Annotated in this window: 21 protein-coding genes; 10 read left to right on the plus strand and 11 right to left on the minus strand. The window is 68.7% G+C overall.

The window, feature by feature from the left end; genetic code table 11:
- Window positions 1-249 precede the first annotated feature (249 nt).
- Genes ABIB15_RS08490 through ABIB15_RS08500 form a run of 3 tightly spaced genes read right to left on the minus strand, consistent with a single transcriptional unit; the run spans window position 250 to window position 2,259 of the window.
- Window positions 250-675: a DUF3151 domain-containing protein gene (locus tag ABIB15_RS08490; protein ID WP_354476898.1), complete on the minus strand. Its 426-nt coding sequence runs from the start codon at window positions 673-675 to the stop codon at window positions 250-252.
- 16 nt (window positions 676-691) lie between these two features.
- Window positions 692-1,333, minus strand: a complete 642-nt coding sequence (locus tag ABIB15_RS08495; RefSeq protein ID WP_354476900.1) for a TrmH family RNA methyltransferase — start codon at window positions 1,331-1,333, stop codon at window positions 692-694.
- A 26-nt stretch (window positions 1,334-1,359) separates the two neighbouring features.
- On the minus strand, window positions 1,360-2,259 hold the full coding sequence (locus tag ABIB15_RS08500; protein ID WP_354476902.1) for a TerC family protein: 900 nt from the start codon (window positions 2,257-2,259) through the stop codon (window positions 1,360-1,362).
- Window positions 2,260-2,352: 93 nt separating this feature from the next.
- On the opposite strand from ABIB15_RS08500, the gene ABIB15_RS08505 reads away from it, so the two are divergent.
- A complete protein-coding gene (locus tag ABIB15_RS08505) occupies window positions 2,353-3,183 on the plus strand; it encodes an HAD-IIA family hydrolase (RefSeq protein WP_354476904.1) in 831 nt (276 codons plus the stop codon).
- Window positions 3,184-3,213: 30 nt separating this feature from the next.
- On the opposite strand, the gene ABIB15_RS08510 is transcribed toward ABIB15_RS08505, so the two are convergent.
- Complete coding sequence (locus ABIB15_RS08510) at window positions 3,214-4,530, minus strand: hypothetical protein (RefSeq protein WP_354476906.1); 1,317 nt, start codon at window positions 4,528-4,530, stop codon at window positions 3,214-3,216.
- Window positions 4,530-5,078 carry an orotate phosphoribosyltransferase gene (gene pyrE / locus ABIB15_RS08515; protein ID WP_354476908.1) on the minus strand — a complete coding sequence of 183 codons (549 nt, stop codon included), beginning with the start codon at window positions 5,076-5,078 and terminating at the stop codon, window positions 4,530-4,532. Before pyrE ends, ABIB15_RS08510 begins: the two co-directional genes overlap by 1 nt.
- A gap of 123 nt (window positions 5,079-5,201) precedes the next feature.
- Here pyrE and ABIB15_RS08520 point away from each other — a divergent pair, with 123 nt between their 5' ends.
- Entirely contained in the window at window positions 5,202-6,038 is an 837-nt protein-coding gene (locus tag ABIB15_RS08520) for an exodeoxyribonuclease III (RefSeq protein WP_354476910.1), read from the plus strand.
- 20 nt (window positions 6,039-6,058) lie between these two features.
- Here ABIB15_RS08520 and ABIB15_RS08525 read toward each other — a convergent pair whose 3' ends face one another.
- Window positions 6,059-6,979: an AEC family transporter gene (locus ABIB15_RS08525; RefSeq protein ID WP_354476912.1), complete on the minus strand. Its 921-nt coding sequence runs from the start codon at window positions 6,977-6,979 to the stop codon at window positions 6,059-6,061.
- Window positions 6,980-7,094: 115 nt separating this feature from the next.
- On the opposite strand from ABIB15_RS08525, the gene ABIB15_RS08530 reads away from it, so the two are divergent.
- From ABIB15_RS08530 to ABIB15_RS08540, 3 genes are all read left to right on the plus strand, one after another.
- Window positions 7,095-7,910 (plus strand): alpha/beta fold hydrolase, encoded by an 816-nt coding sequence (locus tag ABIB15_RS08530; RefSeq protein WP_354476914.1) that lies wholly within the window; start codon window positions 7,095-7,097, stop codon window positions 7,908-7,910.
- A gap of 148 nt (window positions 7,911-8,058) precedes the next feature.
- On the plus strand, window positions 8,059-9,465 hold the full coding sequence (locus ABIB15_RS08535) for a DUF6421 family protein (protein ID WP_354476916.1): 1,407 nt from the start codon (window positions 8,059-8,061) through the stop codon (window positions 9,463-9,465).
- A gap of 111 nt (window positions 9,466-9,576) precedes the next feature.
- Window positions 9,577-10,242 carry an SDR family NAD(P)-dependent oxidoreductase gene (locus ABIB15_RS08540; protein WP_354476918.1) on the plus strand — a complete coding sequence of 222 codons (666 nt, stop codon included), beginning with the start codon at window positions 9,577-9,579 and terminating at the stop codon, window positions 10,240-10,242.
- A gap of 188 nt (window positions 10,243-10,430) precedes the next feature.
- Here the strand turns inward: ABIB15_RS08540 and ABIB15_RS08545 are convergent, their stop codons facing one another.
- Window positions 10,431-11,480, minus strand: a complete 1,050-nt coding sequence (locus ABIB15_RS08545; protein ID WP_354476919.1) for a zinc-dependent alcohol dehydrogenase family protein — start codon at window positions 11,478-11,480, stop codon at window positions 10,431-10,433.
- A 102-nt stretch (window positions 11,481-11,582) separates the two neighbouring features.
- Between ABIB15_RS08545 and ABIB15_RS08550 the strand changes: the two genes are divergently transcribed.
- The 4 genes from ABIB15_RS08550 to ABIB15_RS08565 all read left to right on the plus strand — a co-directional run bounded on the left by ABIB15_RS08550 (window position 11,583) and on the right by ABIB15_RS08565 (window position 15,579).
- Window positions 11,583-12,467, plus strand: coding sequence for an ABC transporter ATP-binding protein (locus tag ABIB15_RS08550; protein WP_354477141.1), 885 nt, complete (start codon window positions 11,583-11,585; stop codon window positions 12,465-12,467).
- On the plus strand, window positions 12,464-13,576 hold the full coding sequence (locus tag ABIB15_RS08555; RefSeq protein ID WP_354476921.1) for an ABC transporter permease: 1,113 nt from the start codon (window positions 12,464-12,466) through the stop codon (window positions 13,574-13,576). Before ABIB15_RS08550 ends, ABIB15_RS08555 begins: the two co-directional genes overlap by 4 nt.
- A 670-nt stretch (window positions 13,577-14,246) precedes the next feature.
- On the plus strand, window positions 14,247-15,296 hold the full coding sequence (locus ABIB15_RS08560; RefSeq protein WP_354476924.1) for a threonine aldolase family protein: 1,050 nt from the start codon (window positions 14,247-14,249) through the stop codon (window positions 15,294-15,296).
- Between the two features lie 37 nt (window positions 15,297-15,333).
- Window positions 15,334-15,579: a putative acetyltransferase gene (locus ABIB15_RS08565; protein WP_354476926.1), complete on the plus strand. Its 246-nt coding sequence runs from the start codon at window positions 15,334-15,336 to the stop codon at window positions 15,577-15,579.
- Window positions 15,580-15,665: 86 nt separating this feature from the next.
- Here ABIB15_RS08565 and ABIB15_RS08570 read toward each other — a convergent pair whose 3' ends face one another.
- Window positions 15,666-16,337 (minus strand): haloacid dehalogenase type II, encoded by a 672-nt coding sequence (locus ABIB15_RS08570; protein ID WP_354476929.1) that lies wholly within the window; start codon window positions 16,335-16,337, stop codon window positions 15,666-15,668.
- Between the two features lie 203 nt (window positions 16,338-16,540).
- On the opposite strand from ABIB15_RS08570, the gene pgi reads away from it, so the two are divergent.
- Entirely contained in the window at window positions 16,541-18,181 is a 1,641-nt protein-coding gene (gene pgi / locus ABIB15_RS08575) for a glucose-6-phosphate isomerase (protein ID WP_354476932.1), read from the plus strand.
- 40 nt (window positions 18,182-18,221) lie between these two features.
- Here the strand turns inward: pgi and ABIB15_RS08580 are convergent, their stop codons facing one another.
- From ABIB15_RS08580 to ABIB15_RS08590, 3 genes are all read right to left on the minus strand, one after another.
- Complete coding sequence (locus tag ABIB15_RS08580) at window positions 18,222-20,291, minus strand: acyltransferase family protein (protein ID WP_354476935.1); 2,070 nt, start codon at window positions 20,289-20,291, stop codon at window positions 18,222-18,224.
- A 94-nt stretch (window positions 20,292-20,385) separates the two neighbouring features.
- Complete coding sequence (locus tag ABIB15_RS08585) at window positions 20,386-22,578, minus strand: ATP-dependent Clp protease ATP-binding subunit (RefSeq protein WP_354476938.1); 2,193 nt, start codon at window positions 22,576-22,578, stop codon at window positions 20,386-20,388.
- A gap of 381 nt (window positions 22,579-22,959) precedes the next feature.
- Window positions 22,960-23,883, minus strand: a complete 924-nt coding sequence (locus tag ABIB15_RS08590; RefSeq protein ID WP_354476942.1) for a MetQ/NlpA family ABC transporter substrate-binding protein — start codon at window positions 23,881-23,883, stop codon at window positions 22,960-22,962.
- Window positions 23,884-23,918: the final 35 nt, after the last annotated feature.

Genomic DNA, 23,918 nt, shown 5'->3' on the forward strand with positions numbered 1-23,918 from the left:
TTTCATTATTCAGGAGTTGGAGGTGTCAGCAGACGGTGCACCCGGACTTTCGGGCGCCCACCGCTTTCATCATTCAGGAGTGATCTGCTGCCGACCCATGAGCGGCCGCAGGAATGCTGCGTTTCTCGCGAAAATGGTGCGCGGGGAGGGGCCGGATGCTCGAAATCCCAGCATCCGCCCGCCGGCCCGCCTGCCACTCCTGAATGATGAAAGCTGCTGCTTGCCTGCCACTCCTGAATAATGACAGCGTCAGTGCTCGGGGTGCTCCGCCTCGATCGCAGCAGCCGCCGTCGGGTCGGACTCGGCGAGCAGGGCACCGAGACGCTCGACCTCGTCCTCTTCGCCGATCGCATCCGCCGCCCGCTGCAGCGCGTAGAACGCACGCAGCACTCCGCGGTTGGGTGCGTGCGACCACGGCACCGGGCCGTGTCCCTTCCAGCCCGCCTTGCGCAGCGCGTCGAGGCCACGGTGGTAACCGACCCGCGCGAACGCGTATGACTCGATCATTTTTTCGGCGTTGTAGGCGTTGTTTGACAGGAGCGCCCACGCGAGCGGCGAGGCGGGGTGCGCGACGACGACGTCGGCCGCATCCAGCCCTGTGTTTGCGATGGAGGCGAGCACGTCGGGCTCTTCCGGTAGAAGCGTGTCGGCGGGGCCGAGCAGGTTGGTCGTCATGTTCCCACGGTACCGCTCAGTGCGGGAAGCGCACGTGCTGTAACACCCAGGCGTGCATCGCGACCGCCGCCGCCGCGGAGGCGTTGATGCTGCGGGTGGAGCCGAACTGGCTGATCTCGACGGTGTCGGCGGATGCCGCGAGGGCAGCATCCGACAGCCCCGGGCCCTCCTGCCCGAACAGCAGCACGCACGCGGCCGGGAAGGCGAAGGTTTCGATGATGACCGAGCCGGGCACGTTGTCGATCGCCACGATCGGCAGCGCGGCAGCTGCGGTCCACTCGGCAAACGTCTCGACGGTGTCGTGATGCATCACGTGCTGGTAGCGGTCGGTCACCATCGCGCCGCGCTTGTTCCAGCGCTTGCGCCCGATGATGTGCACGGTCTCGGCGCCGAACGCGTTCGCGCTGCGCACGATCGAACCGATGTTCATGTCGTGCTGCCAGTTTTCGATGGCCACATGGAACGGGTTCCGGTGCTCGTCGAGGTCGGCGACGATGGCCTCCATCGTCCAGTACCGGTACCGGTCGATGACGTTGCGGGAGTCGCCGCGCGAGAGCAGATCCGGGTCGTACCGAGGGTCGTCGGGCAGCTCGCCGACCCACGGGCCGACGCCCTGCGTGGTCAGTTCGATCGAGGGCGCTGGCTTGTCTGGATGCACGGGGAGAGGTTACCGGCCCGGGCGGATCAGCCGAGCCCGGCCGGCTCCTGGTGGCCGTCGGTCTGGGTGATCGTGCCCGTGACCGGCTTGCGCGAGAGGCTGACAGCACCGGCATCCGGACCCGACGACGTTGCGGCCGCGACGGCCGCGTGGTCGTCGGCCTTGGAGTAGGCGTGGCGCAGGTGCACCGGCTCGATCGGTCCGCGGCGCTTCTCCTGGCGGGCCTTGGCTGCGAGGTTGAGGGCCTCGACGATGATCGCGAAGGCCATCGGGCCGTAGATCAGCGCCTTGTCGATCTTGACGTCGAACCCGTCGGCGATGAGGAAGACGCCGATCAGCACAAGGAACGCGAGCGCGAGCATCTTCACGGTGGGGTGCCGGTTGACGAAGGCGAAGATGTACTTCGCCGAGAACAGCATCACGGTGAACGAGGAGACCACCGCGACGATGATGACGAGCAGGTTGTCGACCATTCCGACGGCGGTGATGACCGAGTCGAACGAGAAAACGATGTCGAGCACGAGGATCTGGGCGATGATCGCGCCGAACGTCACCGTCTTGACCCGGCCGCTGCCGTGCGACTCGGCGCCCTCGAGTTTCTCGTGGATCTCGGTGACCGCCTTGTAGACGAGGAACAGCCCGCCGGCGATGAGGATGAGGTCGCGGCCGGAGAACCCGTTGCCGAAGAGAGTGAACACGTCGTCGGTGAGGGTGATGATCCAGGATGCCCCGAACAGCAGCCCGATCCGGATGAGCATGGCGAGAGTGAGCCCGAGGTTGCGGGCCTTCGCCTGCTGCTCGACCGGGAGCTTGCTCGCCAGGATCGAGATGAAGATCACGTTGTCGACACCCAGCACGATCTCGAGAACGAAGAGGGTGACGAAGGCGATGGCCAGATCGGGGGTCAGTTCAAAGGAGAGATCCACCCGATGATTCTAGAGGACGCGGATGCCCTGCTTGCTGCGAGCTGGACCCACGCGCGCCACCCGATCGAAACACGCGGTCGCTACGATGTGGCCATGGCCAAACGCGACGAAATCGAATGCTGGCTCACCGACATGGACGGTGTGCTCGTACACGAGAATCAACCTCTGCCCGGCGCTGCGCAACTCCTGCAGCAGTGGCGCGACCAGGGCAAGCCGTTCCTCGTGCTCACCAACAACTCAATCTTCACGCCGCGCGACCTGAGCGCGCGGCTGAAGGCATCCGGCCTCGACGTTCCCGAGGAGTTTCTCTGGACCTCCGCGCTCGCCACGGCGGACTTCCTGGCATCGCAGAGCCCGGGTGGCTCCGCGTTCGTGATCGGCGAGGCCGGCATCACCACTGCACTGCACGAGGCCGGCTTTGTGATGACCGACACCTCCCCCGAGTACGTCGTCGTCGGCGAGACGCGCAACTACTCGTTTGAGGCGATCACCCGCGCGATCAGGCTGATCCTCGCGGGCGCCAGGTTCATTGTGACGAATCCGGATGCGACGGGACCGTCGGCCGAGGGGCCGCTGCCCGCGACGGGTGCCGTCGCCGCCCTCATCAGCAAGGCGACCGGCAAGGAGCCCTACGTCGTCGGCAAACCGAACCCGATGATGTTCCGCTCGGCGATGAACAAGATCGGCGCGCACTCGGAGAACACCGGCATGATCGGCGACCGCATGGACACCGACATCGTCGCGGGCATCGAGGCCGGGCTGCACACGATCCTCGTGCTGACCGGCATCAGTGACCAAGCCGAGATCGACCGCTACCCGTTCCGCCCGGACGAGATCCTGGGCGGCGTCATCGACCTCGTCGACGCCGAACCGTTCACGGTCGGGATCGACGACGACCTGATGCCAGAGGAGCCCCTGGTCTAGCGTCGGCGGGCCTCGCGCGTCTGGTGGCAGTCAGACGGAGCGGGTGAGCCCCACGGCGTCGGCGAAGAAGGCGCCCCTGTCGAGTGCGCCGGTGACGGTCGCGGCATCCCCGCGCTGGGCGAGCACGAAGATCAGCACGACGCCCAGCACGACGACCAGCACGATGCCGGCGAGCAGCAGTATCTTCTGCGTGCGCGAGGATGAGGCCTTCATTCTGGCTTCGCGATTCGCAACCGACTGGGCGCGGCCGGCGAGAGCGGGGCCGTCGGGCGTGGGCAGCACCGGCACGTCAAACCGGGGCGTGCCTGTGGCGCGAACGGGATCGGCCGCGCCGGGAACCTCCGGCGGCACGACGGAGAAGGTCGGGGCGAACGGCGCGTGGGGGTCGACGAGGTCGTCGATTCCGTCGTCGTGGGGCTCGTCTACTCCGGCCTGGATGGGGGCGATGTCATCGCGCGTCGCCTCCTCGCGGGCGGCTTCCTCGCGGGCCGCGGCCTCGCGCGCGGCGCGGCGCGGCGACGGGGCGTCGAGAACCTCCGAGATCGACATGCCGGGGCCTGTGGCGCCATCCGCCTGAGTGGGCTCGGCCACGGGCTGGCGTGCGGAGACCGCGAGCGGCTCGCTCCCAGGCTGCGTCGTGCGCGAAATCGCCGGCGGCGGCGGATAGAACGGGCGGGCGGGCGGGGTGGGCGCGGCCGACGCGGCAGCGGACACTGGCGCCGCGGCGGCGGCTGCAGACACCGGTGCCGCTGCCTGCGGGGCGGCGCCGTTCGGCTCGGGCGTGGAGACCGCCGCGGCGGCAGTCGCGGCGGGATCGGCCGCGGTCGGAGCGGGCGGATCAGCCGCTGCCTGCGGGGCGGGCCGTGCGGGCGTCGGGGCCGGGAAGAACGAGGCGGGCACCACCGGGTCGGGCTCACGCTCGATCGGGGGCTCCTCTGCTGCTGGGGCGGGCTGCTCGACTGGTGCGACAGGGCCGGCGGTCGGCCGTAACCCCCACGTGAAGGGTGCCCCGGTCGTCGAGACGGGGGAACCTGCGCGGCGCATCGGCTCGGGTGCGGGCTCGGGCTCGGGCTCGGGCTCGGAGACGACCGGCTTGGATGCTGCGGCCGGCTCGCGAGCGACGGATTCGGATGCGGCGGGCTCGGGAGCGGAGTCCGTAACAGGAGGTTCGGGTGCGGAAGCGACTGGCAGCGATGCAGAGACGGCGGGTACAGGCGTTGTCAGCACGGTCGAGTCGGCGGCGTCGGCATCCGCAGCATCCGTTCCCGCGTTCTCGTCGTCGATTTCGTCGTCGTCGCTGAACTGGGCGGTCAGCCAGTCGTGGGGATCTTGATCTTGTCGGTTCATCAGTCGAGTCCCAGGTCTGCGAGGCCGATCGCGGAGTAGTACGGATATCCCGCGGCCTCGATGATTTCTTTGGCGCCGGTGTTGCGGTCGACGACGACGGCAACAGCGACGACGATCGCGCCGACTTTGTTCAGCGCGGCGATCGCGGCGAGCGGGGACCCGCCGGTCGTGGAGGTGTCCTCGAGCACGATGACGCGCTTGCCCTCGAGGTCGGGGCCCTCGACCTGCTTGCCCCTGCCGTGGTCCTTGGGCTCCTTGCGCACGACGAACGCGTCATAGGCCAGCCCTCGAGCCGCGCCCTGATGGAGGATGGCGGCGGCGACGGGATCGGCCCCCATCGTCATTCCGCCGACGGCGGCGACATCGGGGATCTCGGAGATCAAGTCGATCATGACCTGGCCGATGAGCGGCGCGACGCGGTGATCGAGGCTCACCTTGCGGAGGTCGACGTAGTAGGTGGCCTTCTTGCCACTCGTCAGCGTGAAGTCGCCGTGAAACACGGCCTCTGCCGAAATTGCGTCGATGAGTTTGGCGCGCGCGTCTGTCACGACACTCACATTAGACGAGAGGGTGAGGGTCCGCTCGAATCCTGGCGCTCGGGCACCGGCTCGGCGCTCCTCGTGCGGGGCTCCCTGGGCCGGGTGCGGAAGGGCCTCCGGTAGCGTTAATGCATGCGAGTAGCGACCTGGAACGTCAATTCGATCCGAACGAGAGTCGGTCGCGTCGTCGACTGGCTCGTGCGCGAAGACATCGACGTGCTCGCGATGCAAGAGATCAAGTGCAAGGAGAGCCAGTTTCCCTTTGCGCCGTTCGACGAGGCGGGCTACGACGTCGTGCTGCACGGCCTCAACCAGTGGAACGGCGTCGCCTTCGCGAGCCGCCTGCCGCTCGAGGACGTCGCGCGCGGATTCGACTCCGCACCCGGCTTCGGCAAGCCCGACGAGAGCGGTGCGCTGCCGCAGGAGGCACGCTCGCTCGGCGTGACCGTGAACGGGGTGCGGCTGTGGAGCCTGTACGTGCCGAACGGGCGTGAGCTGAGCGATCCGCACTACCCCTACAAGCTCGACTGGCTCGCGAAGCTCGCCGCCGAGACGGCGGGCTGGCTCGCCGAGCATCCGGAGCAGCCGCTCGCCCTGATGGGCGACTTCAACATCGCTCCGCTCGACACCGACGTCTGGGACATCGCGCTGTTCGAAGGGAATACGCACGTGAGCCAGCCCGAGCGGGACGCCTTCACGGTGTTCGAGAAGGTCGGCCTCATCGACGCGCTGCGCACGCGCGGGGTCGAGGGATACACCTACTGGGACTACCAGCAGCTGCGCTTTCCGCGCAACGAGGGCATGCGGATCGACTTCGTCCTCGGCTCACAGGGCTTCGACGACCTCGTCACCGCGGGTCGGATCGACCGCAACGAGCGCAAGGGCGATGCGCCCAGCGACCACGTTCCCGTCGTCGTCGACCTGGACCTCGGCAGCCTCGAGGACGACGACCGCCCGATGATCTTCTAGCCCAGCCGGGCGGATGCTGCTCAGCTGAGCAGCAGCGCGACCACGAGCAGGACGGGCACCGAGCCGATCGTCGTGATGAGCACCGTGTCGCGCGCGATGATCTCGCCGCGGTCGTACCGCTGGGAGTAGTTGAACACGTTCTGTGCGGTCGGCAGCGCCGCCATCACGACGATCGCGAAGAGCTGGTCGTCGTCGAGGCCGAACGCGAAGCGGCCGAGCATCCACGCCAGGAGCGGCATGACCGCGAGCTTGATCGAGGAGGCGAGGATCACGTCGCGGCGCTGCGTGCCCGCGGCGAGCGCGCGCTGCCCGTGCAGCGACATCCCGAACGCGATCAGCACGACCGGCACCGCGGCGGCACCGACCAGGCGGAAGGGCTCCATGACGGCATCCGGCAGCTCCACCCGCGTCGCCGACAGGATCGCGCCGAGCGCCGAGCCGATGATGATCGGGTTCCGCAGCGGCTGCGACAGCACCCGGGCAGCCGAGGTGCGGCCGCTCGTGGCGACGTCGAGGATCGTCAGCAGGATCGGGGTGAAGACGATGAGCTGGAGCATGATCACCGGGGCGACACTCGCCGCGTCGCCGATCACGTAGACCGCGACGGGAATGCCGATGTTGTTCGCGTTGACCCAGCCGGACGCGGCGACGCCGATCGCCCCCTCCGGCAGCGGGCGCCGCCAGATGGCGAACGCGACGACCCCGTAGATGAGGAACGAGGTGACCGCGGTGATCGCCGCCACGACCAGCAGCGACGAGAAGAGCACCTTCACGTCGGCATCCGCGAGCACGGTGAAGAGCAGGCACGGGGAGAGCACGAAGAACACGATCCGGCTGAGCACGAAGCGCGCGTGCGGGCCGAGGATGCCGGTGCGGCCGACGATGTAGCCGACGGCGATGACCGAGCCGATGATGCCGAACCCGGTGAGCACCCCCTGCATGATCCCCCTTCGACGCGTTGGCTCCGGCTCCAGTCTGCCGCAGCGGGGTGGCCTGCCAGCGCCGCCGCGCAAATCTTCCTCGCGCGGCTCCCGCCAGCCGCGATACCCTCGACGCGTGCCAGAACTCGACGTCAACGGAGCCGTCCTCTACTACGAGACGCACGGCCACATTTCCGACCCCGCCATCCTTCTCATCCATGCGGGGGTCGCGAACCTGCGCATGTGGGACGGTCTCGTGCCGATGCTCGACCGCGATCACTTCGTCATCCGGTACGACACGAGAGGGTTCGGCAACACCTCCACGCGGGACGTCGAGTTCTCCGACCGGGACGACGCACGCGACCTCCTCGACCACCTCGGCATCGCCCGGGCGACCGTGATCGGATGCTCGCGAGGCGGCGGGATAGCGATCGACCTCGCCCTCGAGAGCCCCGACCGCGTCGCTGGCCTCGCCACGATCGGCTCGGGCCCGAGCGGCTTCCCCGACCTCGAGCCCTCCGATCGGGAGCACGAGATTCTCGACGCGATGGACCGCGCCTTCGTCGCCGAGGACTGGGCTGCGCTCAACGAGCTCGAGGTGCGCCTCTGGTCGATCGGCCCGACGAGGGACCAGGCTCGGCTCGACCCCGACTTCGTCGAGCTGGCCTACTCGCTCAACCGCTCCAACCTCGCCAGGGTCGGCGAGCGGCCCCGGCCCGAGCACCTCGATCCGCCGGCGTTCGACCGGCTGGTCGACCTGCGGATGCCGGCGCTCGTCACGGTCGGCGAGAGCGACGTCACCGAGGAGCTCGCGGCCTTCGAGTTTCTCGTCGCTACGATCCCGGGGGTGACGAGCGCGCGCTTCGCCGATGCCGCCCACCTGCCGAGCGTCGAGCGCCCGGAGGCGTTCAATCGGGTGCTCGGCGGATGGCTCGCGCTGCACGAGCTCTGACAAAGCGCACGGACGGCCGTCGACTCCTCCTCCGACGCACGTTTCGAGCGCCGATCACAAGCAAATAGCGCGGACCTGTCGTTAGGCTCGAAACGACGGGCGTTTTTGTTGCGCCCGGGCCGCAACTCACGAGGATCGGAGGTCTTCCATGTCAGAACGCCACAACAGCAGCACAGCAATCGTCGGGGAACCCGAGGTTCTCGAAGACGAGGCCGGCATCACGGCATCCGAGCTCATCGCGCACCCGGCCTGGCAGCAGCTCAAGGCGGCAGCGATCGCCCTGCAGGCTCACCAGCTGAAGGACGGGAGCATTCCCGACGAGACTGCCCACCCGCAGGCCCGGGCCCTCGTCGAGACGATCCGCCGCAGCGTGATCCACCTGGCACCGCTGTTCGCGCACGACGCCGCCTACCTCGCGGCGCTTGACGACGACTTCGGCAAGTGGGAGGCGAGCGGATTCGGGGTTCCCGACTTCCTCGACGCACTCACGGCGTTCCAGCCGCAGCACAACCGCGTGAACGGCATGAGGCACCTCGTCGTGTTCCCGATGGTGACCCAGAACGGCAGCAGCAGCCGCTTTGTCGAGGCGGTGCTCATCGAGGTCATCTGGCCCGAGTTCGTCGCCGAGCTCGAGGGCGGCGAGTACTCGAACAAGCTGTTCGTGCCGATCCGGTTCCTCGACTTCACCCCCGGTTACGACACGAATTCGGCCGTGCTGTTCCCGGAGACGGTCGCGATGCGCGAGATCCCGACCTTCACCTGGGGGGCGATCTTCGCCGACCGCGAGGCCGCCCGGTTCCGCCGGGTCGTTCGGGAGGCGGCATCCGTCACGCGGCTCGAACTGCCGGACGACGCGGCGGCACTTCTCGACGACCAGCGCCTCGCCGAAGACACCTTCGTGATGTGGGATCTCATCCACGACCGCACGCACATGCGCGGCGACCTGCCGTTCGATCCGTTCATGATCAAACAGCGGATGCCGTACTTTTTGTACTCCCTCGAGGAGCTGCGCTGCGACCTCACCGCATACCGGGAGGCCGTGCGGATCTCCCGCGCGGAGGACACGGATGACGTGACGCGCGAGCACGCGAAGCTGGTGCAGTACGCGGTGCTGTTCGACCGCATCTTCCGGTTCGCCCTCACGGGCAGCCGGGTGCGCAACTACGACGGCGTCGGCGGGCAGCTGCTGTTCGCGTGGCTGCACCAGCACCATGTGCTGCACTGGACCGACACCCGCCTCACGATCGACTGGGCCGACGTGCCCGACGTGATCGTGGCGCTTGGCGCGAAGATCGACGAGCTGTACTGGCGTTCGATCGACCGCCCCAAGGTCGCGCACTGGCTCGCCGCGTACGACCTGGTGGCGGCCACACTCACCCCGCATCCGGCCTCGAAGTGGGCGACGCGCGACCTGCCGCTCGACGGCCCGGCAAAGGCACTCACGGATGCCGTGCTCGACGATGAGTTCCCCCTCTCGATGTTCTACGAGGCGCTCTCGAAGAAAATGGCCGCGGTGATCGAGTCGACCGCGGGGATCACGGCGGAGAGCGCGTAGCGGGTTTCCGTGAGGGGACTTCGGCATTAGGCCCGAAGGCCCCTCACATCACCCGGCGCGATGGCTACGCTCGGAACACGCACTTCTGAATCTGAATCGAAGGTGGAGAAGATGTCGAACGTGACAGGAACGGATGCCGGGGCTCGCGGGGTCTTCGGCCGCACAGTGATCGTCGCCGGCGCGACAGGCGAAGCGGGCCATGCCGTGTGCGCGGCGCTGGCCGAGGCCGGAGCCAACGTCGTGGCAGTGGGGTCGAAAATGGACAAGCTCGCCGGCGTGCGCGCCGGGCACCGATTCGTCTGCGATCTCGCCGACGGCGATGCGGTCGAGGAGTTCGTGCGTGCTGTCCACCACGAGGTCGGCTCGGTCGACGGCCTCATCCACCTTGTTGGCGGCTGGCGCTCCGGGCACGCGGATCGGGACTGGGTCTGGCTCGAGGAGCGGATCATGACGACGCTGCGGCACACCTCGACCGAGTTGCGCAACGACCTCGGGGCGTCGGAGGCCGGCCGGCTCGCGATCGTCAGCTCGACCGCCGTCGACAAGCCCACCTGGGGCAACGTGAACTACGCGACCCTCAAGGGTGCCGCCGAGACCTGGGTCGCGTCGATCGCGAGCGCGTGGGTGAAGCCGGGCAACTCGGCCGCCGTGACATTTGTGGTCAAGGCGCTCGGCGACGAGGAGGGCTTCACGCCCGTCGAGGTGCTCGCGGAGCGGGTCGTTTCGCTCTGGGACGCGCCCGCCTTCGTGCTCAACGGGCAGCGGATCCGGCTGTAGCGGCTGGCCGGACGCATCCGGCAGCACGGCAGCCCGGCAGCACGGCAGCACGGCAGCACGGCAGCACGGCAGCACGGCAGCACGGCGAGGGTACGCGAAATGGCTGCTCTCCGGCATCCGGAAGCACCATTTCATGTACTCTCACCGCAGATGAGCGCCAATGCGGGTTTGTGCGCGCGGAGAGTGCACTAGGGCCGCAGCAGCGCCTTAGTCGCGCGGCGCTCGTCCATCGCGGCGTACGCCTCCGCCACATCGGCCAGCGGCAGCTCGAGGTCGAACACCGGGCCGGGGTTGAGGGTGCCCGCGAGCACCTCGGGCAGCAGTTCCTCGATGTAGTTGCGCACCGGCGCGACCCCACCGTTCACTCCGACGTTGGTGCCGAAGAGGCGGCGGATGGGCAGCTCCGCGCCGCCGTTCGGCACGCCGACATAGCCGATCATGCCACCGGGACGCGCCGAGCGAATCGCCTGGTCCATCGATTCCTTGGTGCCGACGCACTCGAGCACGCAGTCGGCGCCGATCCCGTCGAACAGGGCCTTCACGCGCTCGACGCCCTCGTCGCCGCGCTCCTCGATCACATCGGTCGCACCGAACTCGCGGGCGATCGCCTGGCGGTCGGCGTGCCGGGACATCGCGACGATGCGCGAGGCACCGAGGCGGCGCGCGGCGAGGATCGCGCAGAGCCCGACCGCGCCGTCGCCGACCACGATCACCGTGCTTCCGGGCCCCACACCGGCCGACACGGCCGCGTGATGGCCGGTGCCCATCACGTCGGAGAGCGCGAGCAGGCTCGGCACGAGCGCGGCGTCCGGCTGTTCCGGCGTCGCGGCGAGGGTGCCGTCGGCGTGCGGCACCCGGACGAATTCGCCCTGGGCGCCGTCCGCGAAGCCGCCCATCCGGTCGCTCTGGCCCCACCAGCCGCCGTGCAGGCACGACGTGCTCACCCCATTGCGGCAGTTCGCACAGGTCATGTCGCAGTCGTAGAACGGGGCAATGACGAAGTCCCCGACCTTGATGCGCGCGACATCCGGCCCGACCTCCTCGACAACGCCGACGAACTCGTGACCGATGCGGCTCGGCTCGTCGGTGGGAGTCACGCCGCGATAGGGCCACAGGTCCGAGCCGCAAACGCAGGCCGCGACCACCCGCACGATTGCGTCTCCCCCGGTGCTCAATCCCGGGTTCGGCACCTCCTCGAGTCGCACATCGCGGGCGCCATGGATCACAGTTGCTTTCATACTGAGAGCCTAGACAGGCGCGCCTGAGCGTTGGTCTCCACGACATCCTCCTCGCCTAAAGTTGAGGGAACACGACGTTGAGGCAACACGATGGAGACGCGGATGCTCGAGGTGCGCGGGGTGGGCCGGTCCTTCGGCGAGCGGCAAGTGCTGCACGACGTCACCTTCGACGTGCGCCCGGGTCGCATGACCGGATTCGTCGGCAGCAACGGCGCGGGCAAGACCACGACGATGCGGATCATCCTCGGGGTGCTCAGCGCGGATGCCGGAACCGTGCGCCTCGACGGCGACGACCTGCTGCCGGAGGACCGGCGCCGGTTCGGCTACATGCCGGAGGAGCGCGGCCTGTACCCGAAAATGCGCGTCGCCGAGCAGCTCGTCTACCTCGCCCGGCTGCACGGACTCGACCCGGCGCGGGCTAAGCGCAACACCGCCGACCTGCTCGACCAGCTCGGCCTCGGCGAGCGCGCGGGCGACACGGTGCAGAGCCTGTCGCTCGGCAACCAGCAGCGTGCGCAGATCGCCGCGGCCCTCGTGCATGATCCAGAGGTGCTCGTGCTCGACGAGCCGTTCTCCGGGCTCGACCCGATCGCCGTCGAGACGGTGCTCGCGGTGCTCAAGTCCCGGGCGGATGCCGGTGCGCCGGTGCTGTTCTCCTCACACCAGCTCGACATCGTCGAGCGACTCTGCGACGACCTCATCGTGATCGCCGACGGCAGCATCCGCGCCACGGGCTCGAGGGAGGGACTGCGCGAGGAGCACTCCGGGCAGCGCTATGAGCTGCTCGTGGCCGGCGATGCCGGCTGGGTGCGCGAGGTACCCGGTGTGCGCGTCGTCGAGTTCGCCGGCAGTCGTGCCCTGTTCGACGTGGATGCCCCGCTGATCGCCCAGGACGTGTTGCGCCGGGCGATTGCCGCCGACACCGTCAGCGGCTTCGCGCGCAAGCGTCCGTCGCTCGCCCAGATCTTCCGGGAGGTCATCCGATGACTGCGCAGAGCACGCCCGCACCGCGCGCGCAGCTGCCGGCGGCGCGCGTCATCCGCCTCGTCGCCGCGCGGGAGGTCATCGCGCGGCTGCGCAGCCGGAGCTTCCTTGTGTCCACCGGCATCCTGCTCGCCATCGTGCTCGGCTCGATCGTGGTCGGCGGTATCGCGAGCGCGAACGCCGAGCTGCCGAAGGTCGCCATCCAGCGCTCGGTCATCAACGCGCTGCCCGACATGTCGGGATACGCGCAGACACTCGTGAGCGAGGTGTCCGAGGTGGAGCAGCTCGTGCGCGCCGGCGAGGTGGACGCCGGGATCGTCTCGAACTCGGAGGTCTCACCCCTCGGGATCACGGTGATCGGCCTCGACTCCGCGCCCGCCGGCCTGATCGCGCAGCTCAGCGTCGCGCCCGACGTGCGCATTCTCGAGCCGGCCGAGCAGGATCCGTTCTTCGCCTACCTCGTCGCGCTCGGCTTCGGCCTCGTCTTCTTCCTGTCCACGATCACCTTCGGCTCGACGATCGCGCAGAGCGTCGTCGAGGAGAAGCAGACCCGCGTCGTCGAGCTGCTGCTCGCGACGATTTCCGCGCGGTTGCTGCTCGCCGGCAAGGTGGTCGGCAACAGCATCCTCTCGTTCGGGCAGACGCTGCTCATCGCGCTGTTCGCGTCGATCGGGCTGCTCATCACGGGGCAGAGCTCCGTGCTCGCCGAGGTCGGCCCGTCGGCGGCGTGGTTCGTGGTGTTCTTCGTGTTCGGGTTCGTGCTGCTCGCCTCGATGTTCGCGGCGGCGGCCTCGCTCGTGTCGCGGCAGGAGGACCTCGGTGCCGTGATCTCGCCCGTCACGACGCTCGTGATGCTGCCCTACTTCGCTGTGATCTTCTTCAATGACAACCCGACGGTGCTGGCGATCATGTCGTACATCCCGTTCTCGGCACCGGTCGGGATGCCGATGCGACTGTTTCTCGGCGAGGCGCTGTGGTGGGAGCCGCTCGTGTCGCTGCTCGTGCTCGCGGTCACCACAGCGTTCGTCATTGTGGTCGGCGCGCGGATCTACTCGAACGCGCTGCTGCGCACCGGCACTCGGGTGAAGCTGGGCGAGGCGCTGCGCGGGTGAGACGGGGCTCTGGTGCCGTTCGGAGGCTGAGTGTCGCGTTGGTCGCACCGGTCAGCAGGAGAATCTGCAACACGCCGGCTCGTCCTGCCGAACGAGACGGCGTGGTGCGGAAACTCCTGCGTTGAGTGCCGCGACCGGGTGGGTGCCGGCGTGCCAGCATCCGCCGGTCCGTCACTAGCGGAACAGGACGGATGCTGAGCGTCCACCGCGCCCGCAGCCGCAGACAGCCAGGCGAGAAGAGAGCCAGGCGAGAAGAGACGCTCGGCAGGAGAATCTGCAACACGCCGGCTCGTCCTGCCAAACGAGACGGCGTGGTGCGGAAACTCCTGCGTTGAGTGCCGCGACCGGGTGGGTGCCGGCGTGCCAGCATCCGCCGGTCCGTCATTAGCGGAACAGGACGGATGCTGAGCGTCCACCGCGCCCGCAGCCGCAGACAGCCAGGCGAGAAGACAGCCAAGCGAGAAGACAGCCAGGCGAGAAGAGACGCTCGGCAGGAGAATCTGCAACACGCCGGCTCGTCCTGCCAAACGAGACGGCGTGGCGCAGAAACTCCTGCGTTGAGTGCCGCGACCCGGTGGGTGCCGGCGTGCGCCACAACACCAGCATCCGCACATCGCCGCACGGGAGGTTTCCGGACGAGGCGACCAGCGGCGAATGGGACACTAGTGTCATGACCCAGCTTCACGACACGACGTACCGCGGCTTCGCCTCCGACAACTACGCCGGGGCGCATCCCGAGGTCATCGCCGCGATCGGCGCCGCGAACGGCGGCCATCAGGTCGCCTACGGCGAAGACGTCTACACGGCCCGCCTGCAGGAGGTGATGCGTGGACACTTCGGCGAGCAGGTCGAGGCGTTCCCGGTGTTCAACGGCACCGGTGCCAACGTGCTCAGCCTCGAGTCGATCCTTCCTCGCTGGGGCGCCGTCGTCTGCACCGGGAACGCCCACATCCACACCGACGAGAATGCCGCGCCCGAGCGCATCGCGGGGCTCAAGCTGCTGACCGTGCCGGTTTCCGACGGCAAGCTCACCCCCGAGCTCATCGACACCGAGGCGTGGGGCTGGGGCGACGAGCACCGCGCGCAGCCGCTCGCGGTGAGCATCACGCAGTCGACCGAGCTCGGCACCGCCTACACGCCGGCCGAGGTGCGCGCCATCGCCGACCACGTGCATGAGCGCGGGATGACGCTGCACATGGACGGCGCCCGGCTCTCGAACGCCGCCGCGTCGCTCGGGGTGCCGTTCCGGGAGTTCACGACCGATGCCGGCGTCGACATCCTGAGCTTCGGCGGCACCAAGAACGGGCTGCTGTTCGGCGAGGCGGTCGTGGTGTTGAATCCGGATGTCTCGCAGGGCCTGATCTACCTGCGCAAGATGAACATGCAGCTCGCGTCGAAGATGCGATTCGTCTCCGCGCAGCTCATCGCGCTGCTCGAGGGCGACCTGTGGCTCAGGTCGGCGTCGCACGCGAACGCCATGGCGCAGCGGCTGCGCGCCGCCGTCGAGGGTATCGACGGCGTCACGCTCACGCAGCAGACGCAGGCGAACGCGGTCTTCGCGATCCTGCCGGCCGGGGTCGCCGACCGGCTGCGCGAATCTTTCCGGTTCTACGACTGGGACCCGGCCACCCGCGAGGTGCGCTGGATGTGCGCCTTCGACACCACCGAGGCCGACATCGACGCCTTCGCCGCGGCGCTCACGCGCGAGCTCGCGGCGTAGCGGCAGCCGCGTCAGTCCAGGCAGTCGGGTCGGTCCGGTGAGCGCAGACGCCGCCCGGTTCGTGTCGGGCACCACGCCCGGCACCCGGATCGTCGTGCGCTACCGCATCGACGGCATGATGACGGATGCACTCGGTCCTCTGGTCCGGGTCGACGACACGAGCTGTGTCGTCGAGACGAAACGGGGCCTGGTCGAGATCCCTCTGACCGACGTCGCCCTGGCCAAGGCGGTTCCGCCGCCGCCCGCGCGGCGCCGGCCGCGGGCTGACGGCGAGCCCCGCTGAGGCGCGCTGAGCCGCGCTGACCCGCCGCATCCGTCACATCCGTCACCCGGCCCCGCCGCATCCGTCACCCGGCCCCGCCACATCCGTCAGTCGACCAGCGCGGCCAGCCCGTCGATGCCCGTCACGACGTGGTCGGGGGCGGCGAAGTAGCTCGGGTAGGTCGCCCCGCTGCGGTTCACCCACGCCGTACGGAGGCCGGCTAGGGATGCGCCGTGGATGTCCCAGGGGTGCACGGCGACGAGCAGCATGTCGGCCGGCGCGGCCCCGCAGCGCACGACGGCGTGGAGGTAGGCCGCCCGGGCGGGCTTCCAGACCGGGGCGTCTTCGACGGTGAGGAAGGCCTCGAACTGGTCGGCCAGCCCGGCGTCGCCGAGCAGCTTCTGGGCGATCTGGGCCGAGCCGTTGGTGAGCGTCACGAGCCGATTCCCCGCCGCCCCGAGCGCGCGGATGCCGTCGGCGACGTCGGCGTGCAGGCCCAGCTCCCGGAATCCGCCGAGGATATGGGCGACCGCATCGCCGGGCTCGCGGTCGAGAGGAAAGCCGGCGAGCCGCGTTCGCAGCAGTTCCGCGGCGATGGTCGCGAACGGGGCGCTCGAGCCGGCGGCGGCGAGCGCGAACCCGTCGCGGAGGAGCGCGGTGAACCACTCGCCCGCGAGCTGCGGCGGCGCGCCAACGTCGCCGAACCTCTGCGCGAGCGGCGCCATGTCACTCAGGGTCTCGTTGACGTCGAACACAATGACGGCGGGGCGTGAGGGCATGTGGAACTCCGATATTCGATGCGCGGTCGGAACCCGAACGGCCCCCGACCACTCCATCCTCTCCCACACCCGCGAGAGATGTCGGGCGAGCCCGCGCGCCCGACGCCGAGGACTGGCAAGCTGGTGCTTGACGCCCGCCGAACGCCGCGGGCGCGAATCGGATGCCGACGGCGACAGCTACCGGCACGGGAAAGGTGACAGCGATGTCGAAGCCAGAGACGACAGCGGTGCAATCGCGACCCGAGTGGGAGGCGCTGGCGCGTCATCACGAGCAGGTCGCGGGAGACAGCATCCGCGCCCTCTTCGACGCCGACCCCGCGCGCACCGACGCCCTCACGTTCGAGTCCGCCGGCCTCGTGCTCGATGCCTCGAAGAACCTGGTCACGACCGAGACCATCGGCCTGCTCTGCGATCTGGCCCGGGCGACCGGCGTTCCGGAGCGCATCGAGCAGATGTTCTCCGGCGACCGCATCAACGTCACCGAGGGCCGGTCGGTGCTGCACGTGGCATTGCGCGCGGCACGCGGCGAGAGAATCGTTGTCGAGGGCGAGGATGTCGTCGCACCCGTGCACGCGGTGCTCGACGCGATGGGCGACTTCGCCGACAGCATCCGCCATGGGGACTTCCGCGGACACACCGGCAAGCGCATCCGCGCGATCGTGAACATCGGCATCGGCGGATCGGACCTTGGCCCGGCCATGGCCTCCGACGCCCTCGCCGCCTACAGCGACCGCAACCTCACGCTGAAGTTCGTGTCGAATGTCGACGGCGCCGACATCGACGAGGCGCTGCTGCACCTCGATGCCGAGGAGACGCTGTTCATCGTCTGCTCGAAGACGTTCACGACCCTCGAGACCCTCACCAACGCGCGCACAGCCCGCGATTGGCTGCTTGAGCGCCTCGGCGACCCGGCGGCGGTCAAGAAGCACTTCGTCGCCGTGTCGACGAACGCCGCCGAGGTCGCCGCGTTCGGCATCGACACCGCGAACATGTTCGGCTTCTGGGACTGGGTGGGCGGCCGCTACTCGATGGACTCCGCCGTCGGCCTGTCGCTGCTCATCGCGATCGGCCGCGACGGCTTCGCCGACCTGCTCGCCGGGTTCCGCGCGATGGACGAGCACTTCCGCACCACACCCCTCGAGCAGAACCTGCCGGTGCTGATGGGCCTGATCGGGCTCTGGTACAACAACTTCTGGGGCGCCGAGACCCACGCGGTGCTGCCCTACAGCCAATATCTGGCTCGCTTCCCGGCCTACCTGCAGCAGCTCGACATGGAGAGCAACGGCAAGTCGGTGGGCCTCGACGGCGAGAGCGTGCAGGTGCAGACCGGCCCGATCGTCTGGGGCCAGCCCGGCACGAACGGGCAGCACGCGTTCTTCCAGCTCATCCATCAGGGCACCAAGCTCGTGCCGTGCGACTTCATCGGCTTCCTGCGCCCCGTTCGCCTGGTCGGCGACCATCACGCACTGCTCATGGCGAACATGTTCGCCCAGACCGAGGCGCTCGCGTTCGGCAAGTCGCTCGAGGAGGTGCTCGCGTCGGGGGTGGATGCTGGTGTCGCACCGCACCGGGTGTTCCCCGGCAGTCGCCCGACCAACACGATTCTCGCGCCGACGCTCACCCCGTTCGTGCTCGGCCAGCTGATCGCGCTCTACGAGCACAAGGTCTTCACCCAGGGCACCGTGTGGGGCATCAATTCGTTCGATCAGTGGGGCGTGGAGCTCGGCAAGGTGCTTGCCGGCCGGATCGCGGACGATCTCGCGGCGGAGGACGACTCGGCCCTCGACCACGACCCGTCGACGAACGCGGCCATCCGCCGGTTCCGGGAGGCTAACGCCAGCTAGCGCGGAGTAGGGGTGGGCACAGCACGCAACCGCTCCCCCGCTATCGCGCGATCGCCGCGGTGATCGCCTCGCCGATGAACGGGCCCATCGTGCCCGCGAAGGTCACCGTGAGGTGGTCCTGGTCGCGGTAGACGTTGGCGCCGGCGATGACGACGAAGCACTCGTCGGCCGAGCAGAAGGTGTCGGTGAAGTCGAGAAGGGTGACCCCGGGGGTCGCGGCCGCGGCGATGGCGAACGGGTCCTCCTCGGAGAGCACATCCTCGCGCGGCACGGCGCAGTCGGCGGCATCGCCCCGCTGCAGGCACTTGTTCGGGTCGTCGGGGAGGTCTGGGTTGTCGACGATTGTGACGATCGGAGCACCCTGCGCCTGCGTCGTCCACGCGTCGGCGTAGCCGTCGGCGGCCGCGCGCACGGGGTCGGCCGCGACGATCGGCGTGGCCGCGATCGCTGCCGTGAAGATCGCGTCGTAGGGTTCGACCTCGGCGAGCTCCGCGGCGAGGTTGTCCTGGAAGGCCGCACAGGAGGAGGTGAACGCCGCGCTCGGGCCGCCGACCTCCGCCGTCGTCCACGGGCACGCGCCCTTGAGGTAGGTCGTGAGCGCCCATCCGTTCTCCTCGGCGAGATCGATCATCGCCTCGATGTACTGGTACGCGTGGCTGTCACCGATGAGCGCGACGCGCGGAGCGTCTGCATCCGTCGCTCCGAACTCGCAGCCGACGACGGCGGAGTCGTTGAGCTGCACGAAGCACTCGTCGCGCGTGGGGCCGTCGGCGTTGCCGAAGCCGGGGCTCGGAATCACGGATGCCGCGAGCTCGGGGTTCTCGCACCCGGTCGACGACGCGGCGCCGAAGCACTCCGGCGGGTTCTCGGCGATCTGTTCGAGCTGGGTCGCGGCGGCCTGGTACCTGGGGTTCTGGATCGCGAAGGTTCCCGCGACGAGCAGCGCGGTGAGCGCCATCGCGCCGAGCGACCAGGCGTAGGTGACCCGCGGGCGGCGGGAGGTGAGGTAGGTCCAGCCTCGGGCGGGATCCTCGACGTACTTCTTGGTCAGCCAGGCGAGCACGAAGCAGGCAAGGAACAGCGCGATGCGGTTGAGGGTGCCAAGGCCCCAGCCCGGAATGAACGGCGCGATGACGATGAGCGGCCAGTGCCACAGGTACAGCGAGTACGAGATGTCACCGATGAAGCGCTGCAGACGGCCGCCGAGCATCCGTCCGACATCGAACCAGCGCTCCTGCCGGTCGGAGACGATGATCGCAGCGGTGCCGAGCACCGGAAGCAGGGCGAAGTAGCCGGGGAACGGGGTCTCGCGGTCGTAGAAGTAGCCGGCGTAGAGGATCGCGGCGAGTCCGGCATAGCCGATGACGTTGGACAGCACCGCGCCGCGCGGGCGGAACTTCGGCAGCAGCGCGAGGAGCGCGCCGACGCCGAACTCCCACACGCGGGTGAAGGTGACGAAATAGGCCTCGGCCGGGTTCGACGCCGTGTAGAGCACGGAGGCGACGAGCGAGAGCAGGCTGACGCCGGCCACGACCGAGAACAGGAAGCCCCACTGCTTGCGCACGAAGTACTTGGCGCCGAGCCAGGTCGCGCCGAGCAGGATGAGCGGCCAGAAGACGTAGAACTGCTCCTCGAGCGAGAGCGACCAGTAGTGCTGCACGAGCGACTCGTCACCGGCCGCAAGGTAGTTCACGGAGCCCGCGGCGAGCGCCCAGTTCTCGACGTAGAAGGTGCTCGCGAGGATCTCGCGGAGGGAGGCGACCATGCCCGACAACGGCAGCAGGAACAGCGTTGCGAGGGTCGAGAAGATGAGCACCGCGATCGACGCGGGCAGCAGTCGGCGGGCGCGCTTGGCCCAGAACGCGGGGAGCGCGATCGTTCCGGTGCGCCGCAACTCGCGGGTGAGCTGGCCGGTGATGAGAAATCCGGAGATGACGAAGAAGATGTCGACGCCGATGTAGCCGCCGGAGAGGCGGCCCGGCCAGAAGTGGTAGACGACGACGAGGAGCACCGCGATCGCGCGCAGCCCCTGGATGTGCGGCTGGAAGTGCGCCGGGGCCCTGGGGGCGACGAGGGGCTCGTCGCGCGCGGCGACTCGTGTGTCAGACATCGCTCGTCAGGGTACCAGCCCCATGGCGCGATCAAGGATCGGGCCGCGCCCACCACGCCGCATCCGCCAACCTCCGACGAGCGGCGCCGCTGCGCTACTCCAGCGTCTCGACCGCCTCGATCTCGGTGTGCGGCGGCACGGTCTCGTCGGCCTTGGCGACGGCGAGGCCGTCTCCCCGCAGCTTCACGAGAACGGTGTCGCCGTCGCGGATCTCGCCGCTCAGCAGCGCCGTTGCGAGCTGGTCGTCGATCTCGCGCTGCATGAGCCTGCGCAGCGGACGCGCCCCGAAGAGCGGATCGTAGCCACGCTCGGCGAGCCAGGCACGGGCATCCGGGGTCACAGCGAGCTCGAGCCGACGGCTCGCAAGCCGGCGGGAGAGCTTGTCGATGTCGAGCTCGACAATCTGGCCGAGGTCGGCACTGGTCAGCGACGAGAAGATCACGATGTCGTCGAGGCGGTTGATGAACTCCGGCTTGAACGCCGTGCGCACCATCGCGTGCACCGCCTCGTGCTTCTCCTCCACACTGAGCGCCGGCTCGATGAGGAACTGGCTGCCGAGGTTCGAGGTGAGGATCAAAAGCGTGTTGCGGAAGTCGACCGTGCGCCCCTGCCCGTCGGTCAGGCGCCCGTCGTCGAGCACCTGCAGCAGAACGTCGAAGACCTCCGGATGCGCCTTCTCGACCTCATCCATCAGCACCACCGAGTAGGGGCGGCGACGGACCGCCTCGGTCAGCTGCCCACCCTGCTCGAAGCCGACGTAGCCGGGAGGGGCGCCGAGGAGTCGGGCGACGGAGTGCTTCTCGCCGTACTCGCTCATGTCGATGCGGATCATCGCCTTCTCGTCATCGAAGAGGAACTCGGCGAGGGCCTTCGCGAGCTCCGTCTTGCCGACGCCGGTCGGGCCGAGGAAGAGGAAGGATCCGGTGGGGCGGTCGGCGTCGGAGATGCCCGCCCGGGAGCGTCGCACCGCATCCGACACCGCACGCACGGCGGCCTTCTGCCCGATCAGGCGTTTGCCGAGTTCCGCCTCGAGGTGCAGCAGCTTCTCGGTCTCGCCCTGCAGCAGGCGTCCCATCGGGATGCCGGTCCAGGCTGCAATCACGGCGGCGATGTCCTCGGCGGTGACCTCCTCGCCGACCATCGGATCCTCGTCGGGGACGTAGTTCTCCGCCTCGCGCAGCTCGCGCTCGATGATCGGGATCTCGCCGTAGAGCAGCCGGCTCGCCTCGGTGAGGTTGCCGTCGCGCTGGGCGCGGTCGGCCTGCATCTGAAGCTCTTCGGCGCGCTTCTTGAGATTTCCGATGCGGTTGATCGCGGTTTTCTCCTTGTTCCAGCGTTCCTCGAGTCGCTCGAGGTCCGAGCTGCGGACGGCAAGGTCCTCGCGCAGCTTCTCGAGCCTGGCCTTCGACGCGTCGTCCTTCTCGCGCTTCAGGGCGAGCTCCTCGATGCGCAGCCGGTCGACGCTACGGCGCAGCTCGTCGATCTCGACGGGGGCCGAGTCGATCTCCATCCGCAGGCGGCTCGCCGCCTCGTCGATGAGGTCGATGGCCTTGTCGGGGAGCTGGCGTCCGCTGATGTACCGGTTGGAGAGGGTCGCGGCGGCGACGAGCGCGGCATCCGAGATCGGCACCTCGTGGTGGCTCTCGTAGCGCGGGTTGAGTCCGCGCAGGATCGCGATCGTGTCTTCGACGCTCGGCTCGCCGACGAACACCTGCTGGAAGCGACGCTCGAGCGCGGCATCCTTCTCGATGTACTGCCGGTACTCGTCGAGCGTCGTGGCGCCGATCAGTCGCAGCTCGCCGCGCGCGAGCATCGGCTTGAGCATGTTGGATGCTGCGACCGAACCCTCACCGCCGCCCGCGCCCATGAGGGTGTGCAGCTCGTCGACGAAGGTGATGATCTGGCCCTCGGCGGCGTTGATCTCCGCGAGGACGGCCTTGAGGCGCTCCTCGAACTCGCCGCGGTATTTCGCGCCCGCGACGAGCGCGGCGAGGTCGAGGGACACGAGGCGCTTGCCCTTGAGCGAGTCGGCGACGTCGCCGGCGACGATCCGCTGGGCGAGACCCTCGACGACGGCGGTCTTGCCGACGCCGGGTTCGCCGATAAGCACCGGGTTGTTCTTGGTCCGGCGGGTCAGGACCTGACTGACCCTGCGGATCTCGGCATCCCGCCCGATCACCGGATCGAGCTTGCCGAGCCGGGCTATCTCGGTGAGATCGACGCCATATTGCTGCAGCGCCGTTTTCTGTTCGTCGTTCGATCCGGGTGCGCCCTGCATGTTGGCCATGAATCGCCTCTCCCAAAGTTGAGTTGTATCGACTCAAGTTTAGGCGTGGTTCTCGCGGAAGCGCGACCCCTTGCGCTCGCCCACAGCGAACGCTCGCTTTCATCATTCAGGAGTTTGAGGGCCGGGCGGCTGTCATTATTCAGGAATTGGCCGGGCGGACGGCTGTCATTATTCAGGAGTCGGTGGGGTGGACGGGGCGGATGTTGCTGGTGAGGCAGCATCCGGACGCACTGGGGTCATATTGGCCCCAAACTCCTGAATTGTGAAAGTCTCACCGAACCCAAACCCCTGAATGATGAAAGCTTGTTGACCCCGGAACTCCTGAATGATGAAAGACGAGGGGGCCGGATGCTGGCGGCATCCGACCCCTGGCCAAAGGCGTTACTTCGCGTCGAGCGGCAGCAGGATGCCCTTCACCGACGGGTCGGTCGCGAGGAACTCCTGCACGGCCGGGTCCTGAAAGGCCGCGACGAGCTTCTGGATGTTGTCGGTGTCGGCGTAGTCGCTGCCGATCGTGAGCTGGCCGGCGAACTCGTCCGGGGCGGCGGGGGCGAAGATCTGCTGCTGGAGCGGGATCTTCGCGGCGAGGTAGTACTCGGTGTAGCCAGCGGCGGCGTCGATGTCGGGCAGCGCGCGCGACTGTGCGGCGAAGTCGAGCAGCACGAATTTCAGGTTCTTCGGGTTGGTCGCGATGTCGTCCTGGGTCGCGGTGCCGGCCGTCGCGCCGTCTTGGAGGGTGATGAGCCCGGCGTTCTCGAGCAGCCAGAGCCCCTGGGCCTCGTTCGCGGGGTCGGAGTAGAGCGAAATGGTGGCGCCATCCGGGATCTCCTCGACGCTGCCCCACTTCTCGGACCACAGCCCGAAGCCCCAGCGGAAGACCGGCGTCGCCGCGGTCTCACGGAAGTCGGGGTTGGCCTCGAGCACCTGACTCAGCCAGAGCTTGTGCTGGTAGATCGTGCCAGCAACCTCACCCTCGCTCACCGCGCGGTTGATGGTGTTGCTGTCGGAGAGACCCTTGAACGCGACCGTGATGCCGTAGTCGGCCGCCACGTTCTCGGCGACGAACTCGACGAGCGCCTGCTCGGCCGCGTTGCCCTCCGCCGTCGCGATCACGAGCGTGGCGCCCGCGACCTCGTTCGGCGAGACGCTCGGGATGAGCTGCGGGATGCCGATCGCGGCGGCGACGGCGACGGCGGCGACCGAGGCTCCGGCGATCCACGGCCAGCGGCGGCGCTTCTTGAGCTCGAAGCCGTGCGGCTCGTCGGGGTTCTGCGAGGTGGGCCTGGTGATCGTGTCCTGGGACATGGTGGTTCCTTTCGACGTGCTGTGGGGTTGTTTCA

It is taken from the genome of Marisediminicola sp. UYEF4, from assembly GCF_040546025.1.
Lineage (GTDB): Bacteria > Actinomycetota > Actinomycetes > Actinomycetales > Microbacteriaceae > Marisediminicola.

Bases quoted from the DNA above. Each gene is read 5' to 3' on its own strand.
- ABIB15_RS08490 (WP_354476898.1), bottom strand. From the start codon at position 675: ATGACGACCAACCTGCTCGGCCCCGCCGACACGCTTCTACCGGAAGAG.
- ABIB15_RS08505 (WP_354476904.1), top strand. From the start codon at position 2,353: ATGGCCAAACGCGACGAAATCGAATGCTGGCTCACCGACATGGACGGT.
- ABIB15_RS08510 (WP_354476906.1), bottom strand. From the start codon at position 4,530: ATGAACCGACAAGATCAAGATCCCCACGACTGGCTGACCGCCCAGTTC.
- ABIB15_RS08520 (WP_354476910.1), top strand. From the start codon at position 5,202: ATGCGAGTAGCGACCTGGAACGTCAATTCGATCCGAACGAGAGTCGGT.
- ABIB15_RS08525 (WP_354476912.1), bottom strand. From the start codon at position 6,979: ATGCAGGGGGTGCTCACCGGGTTCGGCATCATCGGCTCGGTCATCGCC.
- ABIB15_RS08535 (WP_354476916.1), top strand. From the start codon at position 8,059: ATGTCAGAACGCCACAACAGCAGCACAGCAATCGTCGGGGAACCCGAG.
- ABIB15_RS08540 (WP_354476918.1), top strand. From the start codon at position 9,577: ATGTCGAACGTGACAGGAACGGATGCCGGGGCTCGCGGGGTCTTCGGC.
- ABIB15_RS08545 (WP_354476919.1), bottom strand. From the start codon at position 11,480: ATGAAAGCAACTGTGATCCATGGCGCCCGCGATGTGCGACTCGAGGAG.
- ABIB15_RS08550 (WP_354477141.1), top strand. From the start codon at position 11,583: ATGCTCGAGGTGCGCGGGGTGGGCCGGTCCTTCGGCGAGCGGCAAGTG.
- ABIB15_RS08555 (WP_354476921.1), top strand. From the start codon at position 12,464: ATGACTGCGCAGAGCACGCCCGCACCGCGCGCGCAGCTGCCGGCGGCG.
- ABIB15_RS08560 (WP_354476924.1), top strand. From the start codon at position 14,247: ATGACCCAGCTTCACGACACGACGTACCGCGGCTTCGCCTCCGACAAC.
- ABIB15_RS08570 (WP_354476929.1), bottom strand. From the start codon at position 16,337: ATGCCCTCACGCCCCGCCGTCATTGTGTTCGACGTCAACGAGACCCTG.
- pgi (WP_354476932.1), top strand. From the start codon at position 16,541: ATGTCGAAGCCAGAGACGACAGCGGTGCAATCGCGACCCGAGTGGGAG.
- ABIB15_RS08580 (WP_354476935.1), bottom strand. From the start codon at position 20,291: ATGTCTGACACACGAGTCGCCGCGCGCGACGAGCCCCTCGTCGCCCCC.
- ABIB15_RS08585 (WP_354476938.1), bottom strand. From the start codon at position 22,578: ATGGCCAACATGCAGGGCGCACCCGGATCGAACGACGAACAGAAAACG.
- ABIB15_RS08590 (WP_354476942.1), bottom strand. From the start codon at position 23,883: ATGTCCCAGGACACGATCACCAGGCCCACCTCGCAGAACCCCGACGAG.